Origin of the sequence: Pseudogemmobacter sonorensis (genome assembly GCF_042762395.1) — a bacterium.
GTDB classification, from domain to species: Bacteria; Pseudomonadota; Alphaproteobacteria; order Rhodobacterales; family Rhodobacteraceae; genus Pseudogemmobacter; species Pseudogemmobacter sonorensis.
In genome coordinates, this window is sequence record NZ_JBEFZE010000018.1 from 12,013 (window position 1) to 27,538 (window position 15,526).

Consider the following 15,526-nt stretch of genomic DNA (forward strand, 5'->3'; position numbering starts at 1 on the left):
GCGCGGCCAAAGGTCAAGCCTGACCCGGCGTCCATTGCGGCGCCGCATCCGCCATTGCCCTTGGCCGCGCCGCGCGCTACCTGTCTGGGGATGCTTGCGACGGGATCGCTGGGGCGAAAGACGGGGACCGGATGAAGTCGATCTACGATATCCTGATGTTGCTTCTGGGCGTGGTGCAATTCGTCGTCCTGGCCCATGTCATCATGTCCTGGCTGATCAATTTCCAGGTGCTGAACCTGCGCCAGCCCCTTGTCGCGCAGCTTTGGGACGGGCTGAACCGCCTGCTGGAGCCGATTTACGCCCAGGTGCGGCGGCTGGTCCCGGCGACCGCAGGGATAGATTTCGCGCCGCTGATCGTGCTTCTGGTCGTGCTGGCGCTGCGCATGGTGCTGGAAAACAACCGCTACGCCTTTCTCTGATGCCCGATACCGCCGCAAGGCCGACCGCGCCCCGGCCCGAAACGCTGCTGGCCGAGGTCTTCGGCTTTCCCGGTTTTCGCCCCGGGCAGGAAGAGATCGTCTCGGCGGTGACCGAGGGGCGCAACACCCTGGCCATCATGCCGACGGGCGGCGGGAAATCCCTTTGCTTCCAACTGCCCGCCCTGTGCCGTCCGGGCGTGACCGTGGTCATCTCGCCCCTGATCGCCCTGATGCGCGACCAGGTCCGCGCGCTGCGCGAGGCCGGGGTCGAGGCCGGGGCGCTGACCTCGGGCAATACCGGCGAAGAGACCGAAGAGGTGTTTCGCGCGCTGGACGAGGGGCGGCTGAAACTGCTCTACATGGCGCCCGAGCGGCTGGCCTCGGGCGGCGCGACAGCGCTTCTGCGCCGGATCGGCGTCTCGCTGATCGCGGTGGACGAAGCGCATTGCGTCAGCCAATGGGGTCATGACTTCCGCCCCGACTATCTGCGCATCGGCGAATTGCGCCAGAGCCTGCGCGTGCCGCTGGCCGCCTTCACCGCCACCGCCGACGAGGAGACCCGGGCCGAGATCGTCACCCGCCTGTTCGGCGGCGAGACGCCCGAGACCTTCCTGCGCGGCTTCGACCGGCCGAACATCCGCCTCGCCTTCGCCGCCAAGGACAACCCGCGCGACCAGATCCTGCGCTTTGCGGGCGCGCGCAAGGCCCAGTCCGGCATCGTCTATTGCGGCACCCGCGCCAAGACCGAGACGCTGGCGCAGGCCCTGCGCGACAAGGGCCATGCCGCGCTGGCCTATCACGGCGGGCTCGACCCCGAGGAACGCCGCCATGTCGAAACCCGTTTCCAGCGCGACGACGGGCTGATCGTGGTGGCGACGGTGGCCTTCGGCATGGGGATCGACAAGCCCGACATCCGCTGGGTCGCCCATGCCGACCTGCCGAAGTCGATCGAGGGCTATTACCAGGAGATCGGCCGCGCCGGTCGCGACGGCGCCCCGGCCGAGACGCTGACGCTCTACGGCGCAGACGACATCCGCTACCGCCGCAGCCAGATCGACGAAAGCGTGGCGCCGCTGGAGCGCAAGCAGGCCGACCATGGCCGGTTGAACGCGCTGCTGGGGCTGGCCGAGGCGCTGACTTGCCGCCGCCAGGTCCTGCTCGGCTATTTCGGCGAAGAGGCCGCGCCCTGCGGCAATTGCGATCTCTGCGCCCGGCCCGCCGAGACCTTCGACGCCACCGAGGCGGTGCGCAAGGCGCTTTCCGCCGTGCTGCGCACCGGCGAGACCTTCGGCGCCGGCCATCTGATCGACATCCTGACCGGCACGCTGACCGACCGCGTGCGCGAGCGCGGCCATGACGGCCTGCCCACCTTCGGCGTCGGGCGCGAGCGGTCGAAAACCGCCTGGGGCGGGATCTTCCGCCAGATGATGGGGCGAGACCTGATCCGCCCCGACCCCGAGCGGCACGGCGGGCTGCGGATGACCGAGACCGCCCGCCCGGTCCTGCGCGGCGAGGTGCCGGTGCTGATGCGCAAGGAAGCCGCGCCCGACCGCCGCACCGTGGTCAAATCCATGGTCCATGAAGAGGATGCGCCGCTGCTTTCCGCATTGAAGGCGCGGCGGCGCGCGCTGGCCGAGGCGGCGGCGGTGCCCGCCTATGTGATCTTCGCCGACCGCACCCTGATCGAGATGGCCGAGCGCCGCCCCGCCACGCTGGACCAGATGGCGGGGATCACCGGGGTCGGGGCGAAAAAGCTGGAAAGCTATGGCCGTGCCTTTCTGGAAGTGATCGCGGGCGCGGTCGAAGAGGTCCATCCCGCCCGCCGTGCCCTTGCCGGCTCTTCGGACGGCGCGCTTTTCGACCGGCTGGCCGAGGCGCAGCTTCGCCTGCAACGCGGCGAGGACGGCACGCAAAAGCCGCTGTCCTGCACCGCCTCGACCCTGCGCCAGATCGCCGAGCGCCGCCCGCGCGGCCTGGCCGAGCTTGAGGCGATCACCGGCATGGGCCCGCAAAAGGCCGAACGCTTCGGCGCGGCCTTTCTTGAGATCCTGCACGGCAACTGAGAGCGGCGGCCGGGATCGGCGGCCGAGCCGGGATCGGCGCCGCTTCACCCCGTGTCGACCCCGGCCGGGGCGACATCCGCCGCCGAAGCCGTGCTCAATCTGGCATCGGCGGGACAATGGTCGGCCAAAGCCTTGAGGATCGCGGCCTTGCGCAGGGGCTTCGTCATGTAAAGATCGATCCCGGCGGCCAGGATCGCCTCGGCATCGCCCTCCATCGCATGGGCGGTCAGGGCGATGATCGGGACGGGCCGCCCCCCGCCCGCCTCCGGCCCGGCCCTTTCGGATTCGGCGGCGCGAATGCGGCGGGCGGCCTCCTTGCCGTCCATCTCGGGCATGGAAATGTCCATGAAGATCAGGTCGGGCGCGAAGCTTTCCCAAAGCGCCAGCGCCTCGCGCCCGTTCGAGGCGAAGGCCAGGTCCAGATCCAGATCGCGCAGCATTTTGCGAAAGACCAACTGGTTGGTCATGTTGTCCTCGGCGGCCAGGACCCGCATCTGCCGCGCCTTGGACAGGGGGGGCGGTGCGGGGGCCTCGGGCTCGGGCTGCGGTTCGGGCAGGTCCTCGGTGAATTCGCGCAACCGGGCGTAAAGCTCCGCCCGCAAAAGGGGTTTTTGCATGATCGCATCCAGAAGCCCCGCGGATTCATGCGCCCGCGCCTGGGTGGGCGACGAGGACAGCAGCAGGATCGGCATGGTCAGCCCCGCCGCGCGCAGCCGCTCGGCCAGGGTCACGCCGTCCATCCCCGGCATCTCGTGATCGGTCAGGACGATGTCGAAGCGCCCGCCCGCCTCGACCGCGGCCAGCGCCTCGGCGCCCGAGCGGCAGAGCACCACCTCGATACCGCAGGGCGTCAACTGGCGCTCAAGGATGGTGCGGTTGATGAAGCGGTCGTCGACCACAAGCGCGCTGCGGATGGTGACGGGCGGACGGATCGGATCGGCGGCCTCGGCCAGGTCGAGCGTGAGCCGGAAGCCGAAGGAGGATCCCTTGCCCGGCGCGCTGTCCACCCAGACCGTGCCGCCCATATGTTCGATCAGCCGCCGGGTGATGGTCAGGCCCAGGCCGGTGCCCTCGAACTTGCGGTTCCGCTCGTCCTCGACCTGGTTGAATTCGCCGAAGATGCGGTCGAGATGTTCGGGCGGGATGCCGATCCCGGTGTCTTCGATGGTGACGTGAAGCTGGCGGCTGCCCGGCCCGGTCTCGATCCCCACGACGCGGGTCAGCACATGGCCGGTTTCGGTGAATTTCACCGCATTGCCGATCAGGTTGGTCAGCACCTGGCGCAGCCGCCCGGGATCGCCCACGAAACGGGTGGGCAGCAGCACGTCATAGTCGATCATCAGATCCAGCCCCCTGGCGCGGGCCCGGGGTTGCAGCAGCATCACCACCTCATGGATTGTGCGCTCCAGGTCGAAGGGTTCGGGGTGAAGCGTCAGCCGCTCGGCCTCGATCTTCGAATAGTCCAGCACGTCGTTGATGATGACCAGAAGCGCCTCGCCCGACGAGCGGATGGTCTCGGCGAAAAGCCTCTGCTCGTCGTTCAGCCCGGTGTCGCACAGCAGTTCCGCCATGCCGACGACGCCGTTCATGGGGGTACGGATCTCATGGCTCATATTGGCGAGAAAGGCCGATTTGGCGCGGTTCGCGGCCTCGGCCTGGCGGCGGGCGGTTTCCAGCGCCTCGGCCTGGGCGCGCAGTTGGGTGATGTCCATCCGCAGCCCGACCCGCCCGCCGTCCGGCGTCGCCTTGTCGATCGAGCGGATCCAGCGCCCGTCCTCGGCCTGGTGTTCGCCCAGGGCGGAAAGGCCGCGATGTTCGCGCATCCGTTCGGCCAGCCATTCCTCCTCGCGGCCCACGGCATCGGGATACTGGCCGATGCGCAGGCCGTAGCGGAGGATTTCCTCGAATGTGGTGCCGGGCTGAAGGGCGGGCGCCGACGCGGCATAGATGTCGCGGTAGCTCTGGTTGCAGAATTGCAGCCGGTCCTCGCGGTCGAACAGCACGAATCCGTCGGCGATGGCCTCGATCGCGGCCCGGATCCGCATCTGTTCGGTGGTGTTGACGGCAAGGCTGGCCAGATCGCCGTCGCGCGCGCGGCGGTCGGCAAGGCGCACCCAGAAGCCTTCGGTGAAATGCAGGGTCGCGGGCGGGATCGGGTCGAGGTCCAGCCGGTTCATCATCCGGTCGAGCCAGCGCGCGGGATCTTCTCCCCCGATCTCGATCAGCTCGCGCGCCAGCAGGGTTTCCAGCAGGAAGCGGTAGCTCATCCCCGGCTCCACCCGGAGGCCACCGAACGAGGCGCAATAGGCCCGGTTCGCCACGATCAGGTTCAGCCCGGAATCGAAGACCGCGAAACCGTCGCGGATGGCGTCGAGCGATTCCCACAGCCGGGTCTCGGCCATGGCGACGGCCCCCCGCACGCGCTGAAGATCCTGCTGGTAGCGCGAATTCTGGCCCTTGAGCGTTTCGGCCTCGCTCAGCGCGAATCGGGTCTGGGCGCGCTGTTCGACGATCTGGTCGGACAACGCGCGGGCATGCAGCGCCAGCCGCTGGTTCGCGGTGGACAATTCGCGGGTGCGCTGTTCCAGCAGCCGTTCGGCCGCAAGCCGCGCCCGCCTTTCCCGGGCCAGCCGTTCCGTCAGTTCCATGATGACCGAAGTTCCATGATGGCCGCGCAAACCCTTTCGTTCCCTCGCCTCATCCCGCTGGCCTGAGGGCCGCCGTCCCCGGGGGGCCGCCACGCAGGGGGGCGGTTTCCCCTACTGGACAGTTTCGCCTTTCGGGGTGAACCAAGGCTTAACGACAAAATGACCCTCCGCCCCGCTTGCCCAGTCCGGGGGGGACGTGTCAGTCTTCGCCCGGGTTGCAGGAGGATTTCCCATGCGTCGTTTTGCAGGGGCCGCGCTGGTCGCTTTCGCGTTCGCCTTTCCGGCATCGGTGGCCGGACAGGACCTGATCCCCGAAAGGCGCAGCGTCGTCTGGGCCGACACCGACCTGCCGGGGGGCGACATCGCCTCGATCTTCGACACCTCGCACGAATCATGCGAGCGCGCCTGCCTAGGCAACAATTCCTGCGAGGCCTATACCTTCAACACCCGCAACGGCAGTTGCTTCCTGAAGGCCGGGCCGGGCGGGGCGGAAAGTTTCGCGGGCGCCTATTCGGCCTTCGTCCTGTCCGCCCCCGAGGGGGCCGAGGCGCTGGCCGCGACCCGGCGGGCCGAGATGCGTTTCGTCGACGACTGGGATATGCGGCAGGCCCGCGAGATGGCGGCGGGCCTTGGCCGCGCGCATGTCACCGGGCCCGCCTCGGTCGAAGAGCATCTGGACGCTGCGCATGAGGCCGAATTGCGCGGCGATCTGGCGCGGGCGGTCTCGCACACCGGGGCGGCGCTGAACCGCGCGGACCGCGCCGATCTGTGGGACGAATACGCCCGCCGCGCCCTTGGCGCCTCGCGCCAGTATTCGGGCGACCGCTACTGGTATCAGGACCGCGCGCTTTACGGCGCGCTGAACGGCTATCTGCGCGCGCGGACATCGGCCGAGCGTCACAACGTTCTGGTCACCGCCGCGATGGTTCTTGAGGATCGCGGGCGGGGGCGCGACATGGTCCAGGCGCTGCGGCTGGCGCAATCGGTCGAGGAGCGGTGGGATACCGCCAGCCTTCTGGCCGATGCTTCCGAGAAATACGGCTTCCGCGTGAGCGGAAGCCGGGTCGAGGCCGATCTGGCCCGCCCGCGTATCTGCGCCGATTTCACCGAGGATCTGGCGGCCTCGGGCGTCGATTTCGAGGATTTCCTGCGCCTGCCCGCGCCGGGGCTGGCGGTCGAATCCGGGGGCTCGCGGTCGCTTTGCGTGACCGGGGTCGAACATGGCCAAAGTTATTCGCTGACGTTGCGCCAGGGCCTGCCCGCGGCGGATGGCCAGACCCTGGCGCGCGATGTGGAGTTGACGCTCTATGTGCGCGACCGCAATCCCGGCGTGCGCTTTCCGGGCCGGGGCTATGTGCTGCCCCGGTCGGAAAACGCCGCCCTGCCGGTCGAGACGGTGAACACCGAAACGCTTGATCTGGTGTTGTTCCGCGTGACGGACCGCAACCTGTTGCGTTCGATCCAGTCAAGCTATCTGACCGCCCCCCTGCATCGCTATGACGAGGAATATTTCTCGGAGGAATTCGCCGAAAAGATATGGGAGGGCACGGCGCAGGTCAGCCAGGAGGTCAACCGCGACGTCACCACCCGCCTGCCGATGGCCGAGGCGCTGGCGGGCCAGCCCGCCGGGATCTATGCGCTGAAGGCCAGCGTGCCGGGCGTCGATCCCTATGAGAATGCCTCGGGCTGGCAATGGTTCGTGGTCTCGGACCTTGGGCTGACCACTTTCAGCGGCGTCGACGGGCTGAACGTCTTCGTGCGCAGCCTCGCCACCGCGGGCGCCAAGGAGGGCGTGACGGTCGAACTGCTGAGCCGGGCGAATTCCGTTCTGGGCACCGCCGTCACCGATGCCTCGGGTCATGCGAGGTTCGAGGCCGGGCTGATCCGGGGCACCGGCTCTTCGGCGCCGGGCATGGTCGTGGTGAAGGAGGGCGAGGCCGACATCGGCTTCCTGTCCCTGACCGACCCGGAATTCGACCTGGCCGACCGTGGCGTCGCCGGGCGCGAGGCCGCGCCGCCGGTGGATGTATTCCTGACCACCGACCGGGGCGCCTATCGCGCGGGCGAGACCATCCACGCCACCGCGCTGGCCCGCGATTCCACCGCAAGCGCCATCGAGGGGCTGCCGTTGACCGCCGTGCTGACCCGGCCCGACGGCGTCGAATATTCGCGCCAGCTTGTCTCCGACAGCGGCGCGGGCGGGCATGTCTTCGCGCTGCCGGTGGCGGGGACGGCGCCGCGCGGGGTCTGGTCGCTGACGATCCTGGCCGATGCCGGGGCCGAGCCGCTTGCCCGCCGCACCCTTCTGGTCGAGGATTTCCTGCCCGAGCGCATCGATTTCGAGATCGCGATCGAGGGCGGGGTCGCGCTTGGCGCAGCGGCCTTCCCGGTCTCGCTTCAGGCCGACTACCTGTTCGGCGCCCCGGCGGCGGGGCTCGCGGTCGAGGGTGAGGTGATCCTGCGCGCGGCCCCGGGCCTTGCCGACTGGCCGGGCTATGTCTTCGGCCGTCACGACCAGCCCTTCCGCACGGTGATGGAGCCGCTGTTCGCCAGCGCCACCGATGCCAGCGGCGCCGCGCGGCTGGATGCGCGCCTGCCCGAGATCGAGGATCCCGGCCGCCCGCTTGAGGCGGTGGTGACGCTGCGCGTCGCCGAGGGCTCGGGCCGCCCGGTGGAGCGGCGGCTGGAAACCGCCGTCGCGCCGCTGTCGCCTATGATCGGCATCCGCCCGGCCTTCGATGGCGTGGTCCGCGAGGGGACCGAGGCACGGTTCCACCTGATCGGCCTTGGCCCGGATCTGGCGCCCGAGGCTTTCGATACCCGCTGGGAACTGACCCGGATCCGCACCGATTACCAATGGTATCAGAACTGGGGAAGCTGGTTCTGGGAGCCGGTGACCACCCGCAGCCGCATCGCCGAGGGCACGGCGCGGCTTGGCGAGGGTCCGGTCGAGATCGCCGCTTCGGTCGAATGGGGCCAGTATGAACTGCGCGTGACCCGCGCCGACGGCACCGCCGCCGAAAGCTCGACCACCTTCTGGGCGGGCTGGTATGCGCCTGCCGATGTGACCAGCTCGCCCGATACGCTGGAGTTGTCGCTCGACAAGCCCGCCTATGCGCCGGGCGAGACGGCGCGGCTGCGCGTGGTGCCGCGCGCTTCGGGCACGGCGCTGGTCACGGTGCTCTCGAATCGCCTTGTCGCCATGCAGGCGGTCGAGGTGACCGAGGGCGAGAATCTGATCGAACTTGAGGTGACCGAGGATTGGGGCGCGGGCGTCTATGTCACCGCCTCGGTGATCCGCCCGATGGACGCGGGCGCGGGCCGCAACCCGACCCGTGCCATGGGGCTGGCCCATGCCCGGATCGACCCCGGCGCCCGCGCGCTTTCGGCGGTGGTCGAGGTGGCGGCGGAAAGCGCGCCGCGCGCCCCCCTTGACATCGCGGTGAAGGTCGATGGCGTGGCGGCGGGCGACACCGCTTTCGTCACCATCGCGGCGGTGGATCAGGGGATCTTGAACCTGACCGGCTTCACCGCGCCCGATCCGTCGGACCATTACTTCGGCCAGCGCAAGCTGGGCGTGGGCATCCGCGACGTCTACGGCCGGTTGATCGACGGGCTGAACGGCGCCATGGGCGAGGTCCGCTCGGGCGGCGACGCGGGCGCGCAGGCGCGGCTTCAGGCCCCCCCTCCCACCGAGGAGCTGGTGGCCTGGTTCTCGGGCCCGGTCGAGGTCGGGACGGATGGCTATGCGCGCGCCTCCTTCGATCTTCCGGCCTTCAACGGTTCGGTGAAGGTGATGGCGGTGGCCTGGTCGAAGACCGGCGTCGGCCAGGCCGAGGCCGATGTGCTGGTGCGCGATCCGGTGGTGGTGACGGCAAGCCTGCCGCGCTTCATGGCGCCGGGGGACGAAAGTCGGCTGCTCTTGGAACTGGTCCATGCCACCGGCCCGGCGGGCGAGATCGGGCTGGATGCGGTGTCCGAGGGCGTCTCGGTCGGCGCGGCGCCCGGCGGGATCGTCCTGGCCGAGGGTGGCCGGGCGGTGATCGAACTGCCGGTGGTGGCGCGCGAGCCGGGCCTGCACCGGGTCACCGTCACGCTGACCACGCCGGACGGCCGCACGCTCGACAAGGTGCTGAACCTGCCGGTCCAGCTCAACGACCCCGAGATCGCCAAGATCAGCCGATTCGACCTGGCGACGGGCCAAAGCTTCACCCTCGACCAGGCGGTCTTCGCCGATATGGTGCCGGGCACGGCGCGGTCGGTGCTGGCGGCGGGGCCGGTGGCGCGGCTGAACGCGCCGGGGCTGATCGCCATGCTGGACCGCTATCCCTATGGCTGCACCGAGCAGGTGGCCTCGGCCGCGATGCCGCTGCTTTACTTCGAGAGCGTGGCGCAGGCGATGGGGCTTGCGGGCGCGACCGATCCGCGCGCGCGGCTGCGCGATGCGGTCAGCGCGATCCTTGCCAACCAGGGGTCCGAGGGCGGCTTCGGGCTGTGGTCCAGCGGCTCGGGCGATCTGTGGCTCGACGCCTATGTGACCGATTTCCTCAGCCGCGCCCGGGCGCAGGGTTACGAGGTGCCGGATCTCGCCTTCCGCAATGCGCTGACCAATCTGCGCAACCAGGTCAATGCCGCGCCCGGTTTCGACCGGGGCGACAGCGCGGGCGGAAACCTGGCCTATGCGCTGATGGTCCTGGCGCGGGAGGGTGCGGCGGCCATCGGCGATCTGCGCTATTACGCCGATGTGAAGTCCGACGATCTGGGGACGCCGATCGCCTTGGCGCAGCTTGGCGCGGCGCTGGCCTTCTACGGCGACCAGACCCGGGCGGATGCGATGTTCCGCAAGGCGGCGGCGATGGTCGATGCGATGCCCGACGACGCGCCCGAGCAGATCTGGCGCGCCGATTACGGCACCGCCTATCGCGACACGGCGGCGCTTCTGGCGCTGGCGGTCGAGGCGGGCTCCACCGCCATCGACCGCGAGGCGCTGACCGACCGGCTGGCGCGGCAGGCGGGGCGGCTTTCCACGCAAGAGGCAAGCTGGGCGCTGCTGGCAGCCCATGCCCTGGTCGGGCGGCCCGACAGCGCCGGTCTGGAATTCGCGGGCGCGGATCCCTCGGGCGCGCCGGTCCGGCTGCTGGAAGAGGGCGCGGCCCCGATCAGCGTCACCAACCGCGGCGCCGACACCACCGTCACCGTGACCACCTATGGTGTCCCGGCCGAGCCGGAGCCCGCGGGCGGCAATGGCTATGCCATCACCCGCAGCTATTTCACCATGGAGGGCACGCCGGTCGACGATCTGCGCGTCACCCAGGGCGAGCGGCTGGTCGTGGTGCTGGAGGTCACGCCCTTCGGCCGCTCGGACGGGCGGCTGATGGTGGCGGATCCGCTGCCCGCCGGGTTCGAGATCGACAATCCGAACCTGATCTCGGGCGGCTCCACCGCGCAACTGGGCTGGCTGAACGCTGAATCCGAGGTGAAACATTCGGAATTCCGCCAGGACCGCTTCCTGACCGCCATCGACTGGTCTTCGCCGAATGCCTTCCGGCTGGCCTATATCGTGCGCGCGGTCTCGCCCGGGGATTTCCACCATCCGGCGGCCTCGGTCGAGGATATGTATCGCCCCGACTTCCGTGCCCGCACCGAGGCGGGTCGGGTCGGCGTGACCGCGCCCTGAGATGCGGCGCGCTGGGATACGGCGCCCTGGGATGCGGCGGGTGGCGGGAAGGGGCGCGGGCTGGATCTTGGCGCTGGCGGCGGGGCTCATGCTCGCCGCCCATGGCCGCGACCGTTTCGACGCCTGGGTCGAGGCCACCGACCTGCCGCCGCTGGCGCCCGCCACCTCGGTCGAGGTGCAGGATCGCGACGGGCGGCTTCTGCGTGCCTATACCGTGGCGGACGGGCGTTGGCGGCTGGACGTCGATCCGACGCGGGTCGATCCGGGTTTCGTCGCCATGCTGTTGACCTATGAGGACCGGCGGTTTCGCAGCCATTCCGGGGTGGACCCCCGGGCGATGGCGCGGGCCTTCGCGCAGGCGGCGTGGAACGGGCGCGTGGTCTCGGGCGGGTCGACGCTGACCATGCAGGTGGCGCGGCTGCTGGAAGAGGGCACGACCGGCGAGGTCGCGGGAAAGCTGCGCCAGATCCGCGTCGCCCTGAAGCTGGAGCGGGTGCTGACCAAGGACGAGATCCTGTCGCTCTACCTGCTGCTCGCCCCCTATGGCGGCAATCTGGAGGGGGTGCGCGCGGCCTCGCTGGCCTGGTTCGGCAAGGAGCCCGCGCGCCTGACCCCGGCCGAGGCGGCGCTGCTGGTCGCGATCCCGCAATCCCCCGAAAGCCGCCGTCCCGACCGCGCGGCGGACCGTGCCCGCGACGCCCGCGATCGGGTGCTGGCCCGCGCCGTGCGCTTCGGCCTGGTCGAGGCCGAAGAGGCCGAGGCCGCGCGGTCCGAGCCGGTGCCGGGTCGGCGGCTGGCCTTTCCCGCCCATGCGCCCCATCTGGCCGACCGCGCCCGGGCCGGGGATCCGCTGGCGCCCCTGCACCGGCTGACGCTGGATCGCGGCTTGCAGGCGCGGCTTGAGGATCTGGCGGCGCTGGCGGTTCTGGGCCGCGACCAGATGCAGGTCGCGATCCTGGTGGCCGACCATGCCTCGGGCGAGATCCTGGCCTCGGTCGGATCGGCGGGGTTCCGTGACGACGGGCGGCAGGGCTTCGTCGACATGACTGTGGCGATGCGCTCGCCCGGATCGACGCTGAAGCCTTTGGTCTACGGGCTGGCCTTCGACCAGGGGCTCGCCCATCCCGAGACCCTGGTCGACGACCGGCCGATGGATTTCGGCGGCTATGCGCCGCAGAATTTCGACCGGCTCTATCGCGGCGAAATCCGCCTGCGCGAGGCTTTGCAGCTTTCGCTGAACATCCCCGTGGTGGCGCTGACCGAGGCGTTCGGGCCCGCGCGGCTGCTGTTGGCGATGGAGCGGGCGGGGATGGTGGTTCGCCTGCCGGGAGAGCGTCCGGGCCTGGCCGTCAGCCTGGGCGGCGTGGGGGTCAGCCTTGAGGGGCTGGTCCAGCTTTACGCCGCCATCGCGCGCGGGGGCGTGGCGCTGCCCCTGACCTGGCGGGCCGAGGGCGACAGGGAAGCGCAGGGCCAGCGGGTGCTGTCGGCGGTCGCGGCCTGGCAGATCGGCGACATTCTGGCGGGGCTCGCGCCGCCGCCGGGGGCCCCCGCGAACCGGCTTTCCTACAAGACCGGGACCAGCTATGGCCATCGCGACGCCTGGGCGATCGGCTATGACGGCCGCCATGTGATCGGGGTCTGGATGGGGCGGGCGGACGGGACGCCGGTGCCCGGCGCCTTCGGGGCCGATACCGCCGCGCCGGTGCTGTTCCAGGCCTTTGCGCGGCTGAAGCCGGGGTTGGATGCGCCGCCGCCCGCGCCCGCGGCGACGCGTCTGGTCTCGAACGCCGAACTGCCCGCGCCGCTGCGCCGCTTCCGCCCGCGCGAGGCCGCTTTCGCGCCCGAGGGCGCGCCGAGCGTGGCCTTCCCGCCCGACGGGGCCGAGGTCGAGCTGATCGCGGGCGCGGGGTTGAAGGTGCGGGTCTCGGGCGGCAAGGCGCCTTTCACCTGGCTGGTCGACGGCGCGCCGGTGGTGACCGGCGCGCGCGACCGCGAGGCGGTGCTGGCGATGGCCGGGGCGGGGTTCGTGACCCTCAGCGTCATCGACGCCGAGGGCCGTTCGGCCCGGGCCGGGCTGCGGCTGCGCTGAGGCGCCGCCCTTTCGGAGCCGCGCGCCGCCCAAGGCCTGCCCGCCCGGATATGCCCGTTCGGGCGGGTTGGTTCAGACCCGTTCGATCGCCAGGGCGATGCCCTGGCCGCCGCCGATGCACATGGTGACCAGCGCGGTCTTCCCCCCGGTCCGCTCCAGTTCGTAAAGCGCCTTGGTGGTGATGATCGCGCCGGTGCCGCCGATGGGATGGCCAAGCGCGATGGCCCCGCCATTGGGGTTCACCTTCGCCGGATCCAGATCCAGCGCGCCCGAGACCGCCAGCGCCTGGGCCGCGAAGGCCTCGTTCGATTCGACGATGTCGAAGCTTTGCGGCGTGACGCCCAGTTTCGCGCAAAGCGCCTTCACCGCCGGGATCGGGCCGATGCCCATCACCTTGGGATCGACGCCCGCCACCGCCCAGCCCATCAGCCGCGCCCGGGGGCTGCACTCGCCAAGCGCATCGCCGCGCGCCAGCACCAGCGCGCCCGCGCCGTCGTTCAGGCCCGAGGCATTCCCCGCCGTCACCGTGCCGTCCTTCTGGAAGGCGGGTTTCAGCTTTGCCAGAGCCTCGGCCGTGGTGGGTTTGGGATGTTCGTCGGTGTCGAAGACGACGGTGCCCTTGCGGCCCGCGATCTCGACCGGGACGATCTGGTCGCGGAACAGCCCTTCGGCGATGGCCTTCGCCGCCCGCTGCTGGCTTTGCAGGGCGAAGGCGTCCTGCGCCTCGCGCGTGATGCCGTTCGCGGCGGCGACATTCTCGGCGGTGATGCCCATATGGCCGGTGCCGAAGGGGCAGGTCAGCGCGCCGGTCATCATGTCCAGCACCTTGGTGTCGCCCATCTTCTGGCCCCAGCGGGCGGTGGTCATCGCATAGGGCGAGCGGCTCATGCATTCGGCGCCGCCTGCGAGCGCGATCTCGGCATCGCCCGTCAAAAGCGCCTGCGCCGCCGAGACGATGGCCTGCGCGCCCGAGCCGCAAAGCCGGTTCACGTTCATCGCGGGCGCGCTTTCGGGAATGCCCGCCTGGATCGCGGCGAGGCGCGACAGATACATGTCCTTCGGTTCGGTGTTGATGACATGGCCGAAGACCACGGTGCCGATCCGCGCGGGATCGACCCCGGCGCGCTCGATCGCGGCGCGGGCGGCGGTGGTGGCGATCTCATAGGGAGCGAGCCCCGAAAGCCCGCCGCCGAAAGTGCCGATGGCGGTGCGGGCGGCGGAAAGGATGTAGATGTCGGTCATGGGCTTACCTTGGTTGTGGAAGGCCCGCCAGGCTGCGGCGGGATGGTTCGGAACGCCTGCCGTCCTGCGGCGGGATCGCGCGGAACCTTAGCCGCTCCGCGCCCGGGGGCCGGAGTGACGTTGCGTCAGATCCCGCCGGGTCGGACCTTTTCCGGGACGGTGCCGCGTTGCTGCTGATCGCCGCCGATGGCGTTGACAGCGCGCGCGGGGGCGGCGACACCCGGGGGCCGGAATCGCGGCGCGCGAGGGAAGGAGAGCGCAGATGTCGAAGCCCACGGGGGACCATCCGGGCCGCGCGGGCCTTCTGGTCCTTGGCCTTGCCACTTTCGCGCTGATGGGCGCGGTGCTCGCGCTGTTCGGCCCCTCGCTGCCCGGGATACAGCGCGATTTCGGGCTCGAACCCGGAGAGGCGGCGCTGGTGATCTCGATCCAGGCTGCGGGCAGCGCCGTCGGCATCGGCCTCGTCTATCTCTATGGCATGCGGGTGCCGCCCCGTCTGTCGCTGGCGCTGATGGGGCTGGGGGCGGCGGGGATCGCGACCATGGCGGGCTGGGGGCCGGTTCTGCTGTCGGCGCTGACCTTCGGCGCGGGCTACGGTGTCGCGGCGGCGGTGTTCAATCCGCGCATCCTGGCGGCGTTCGGGCCGCGCGGCCCCTCGATGCTGAGCCTGATCAACACCGTCTTCGGCCTGGGCGCCATCCTGGCGCCGATCGCCTTCGTCGCTCTGGGCGCCGAGATCCGGCTGGCCTTCGGGGGCGCGGCGCTGCTTCTGGCCATCGTCTTCGCGGCGGGCGCGTGGCTGGGGGGCGGACCCGCCGAACCCGCCGCGCCGACGGCGATACCGGGACCGAAACCGGCACTGCGGATCGACTGGCCGATCCTGGGGTTCGGCGCGGTGGGCGTCGGGATGGAAAGCGCGCTGATCGGCCTTGGCCCGAGCGCGCTGATCGCCGCCGGAGCAGGCGAGGCCGCCGCCTCGGGCCTGCTTTCGGTCTTCTTCATCGCCTTCGTCGCGGCGCGCGGCGTGCTGGTGTTGTTCGCCGACCGCCTGCCCCCTTTCGCGATCTATCAGGGCGGCATGGGGCTGGCCACGCTGGCCGCGATTGGGGTGGTGCTGGTGGCGCCGGGGCCGTTCTTCGTGCTTCTGGGCTTTGCCACCGGGCTGTTCTTTCCCAGTTTCTTCGTGACCGCTACGAAAGCCATGGGCGCGGATCCGCGCGTGGCGCCGGTCGCGCTGACGGCTGGGCTGGTCGGCGCGGTTTCCCTGCCCCTGGTCCTGGGGCGGCTGATGGGCGGGTTCGGGCCGCTCGGCTTCTTCTGGCTGGTGCTGGCGTTGACCGGGACGGTCCTTGTGCTGGCGCTTGTCGTCGGGCGGCGGAGACGCTGAA

7 protein-coding genes are annotated in these 15,526 nt (G+C 70.5%); 5 read left to right on the top strand and 2 right to left on the bottom strand.

What is annotated here, in order from left to right:
* The first annotated feature begins 131 nt into the window (after positions 1–131).
* Together ABNX41_RS13335 and recQ are read left to right on the top strand one after the other, a co-directional pair.
* Positions 132–419 (top strand): YggT family protein, encoded by a 288-nt coding sequence (locus tag ABNX41_RS13335; protein WP_438670219.1) that lies wholly within the window; start codon positions 132–134, stop codon positions 417–419.
* On the top strand, positions 419–2,482 hold the full coding sequence (recQ, locus tag ABNX41_RS13340; protein ID WP_438670220.1) for a DNA helicase RecQ: 2,064 nt from the start codon (positions 419–421) through the stop codon (positions 2,480–2,482). The genes ABNX41_RS13335 and recQ overlap by 1 nt, the downstream gene beginning before the upstream one ends.
* Before the next feature lie 44 nt (positions 2,483–2,526).
* On the opposite strand, the gene ABNX41_RS13345 is transcribed toward recQ, so the two are convergent.
* The gene (locus ABNX41_RS13345; RefSeq protein WP_438670221.1) at positions 2,527–5,130 is read right to left on the bottom strand and encodes a response regulator; all 2,604 of its coding nucleotides are present in this window, start codon (positions 5,128–5,130) and stop codon (positions 2,527–2,529) included.
* A gap of 232 nt (positions 5,131–5,362) precedes the next feature.
* Here ABNX41_RS13345 and ABNX41_RS13350 point away from each other — a divergent pair, with 232 nt between their 5' ends.
* Both ABNX41_RS13350 and pbpC read left to right on the top strand, forming a co-directional pair.
* Positions 5,363–10,807: an alpha-2-macroglobulin family protein gene (locus ABNX41_RS13350; RefSeq protein WP_438670222.1), complete on the top strand. Its 5,445-nt coding sequence runs from the start codon at positions 5,363–5,365 to the stop codon at positions 10,805–10,807.
* Positions 10,808–10,838: 31 nt separating this feature from the next.
* Entirely contained in the window at positions 10,839–12,896 is a 2,058-nt protein-coding gene (pbpC, locus tag ABNX41_RS13355) for a penicillin-binding protein 1C (protein ID WP_438670223.1), read from the top strand.
* 72 nt (positions 12,897–12,968) lie between these two features.
* Here pbpC and bktB read toward each other — a convergent pair whose 3' ends face one another.
* Complete coding sequence (bktB, locus tag ABNX41_RS13360) at positions 12,969–14,138, bottom strand: beta-ketothiolase BktB (protein WP_438670224.1); 1,170 nt, start codon at positions 14,136–14,138, stop codon at positions 12,969–12,971.
* A gap of 262 nt (positions 14,139–14,400) precedes the next feature.
* Between bktB and ABNX41_RS13365 the strand changes: the two genes are divergently transcribed.
* Positions 14,401–15,525 (top strand): MFS transporter, encoded by a 1,125-nt coding sequence (locus tag ABNX41_RS13365; RefSeq protein WP_438670225.1) that lies wholly within the window; start codon positions 14,401–14,403, stop codon positions 15,523–15,525.
* The last annotated feature ends 1 nt before the right edge of the window (position 15,526 follow it).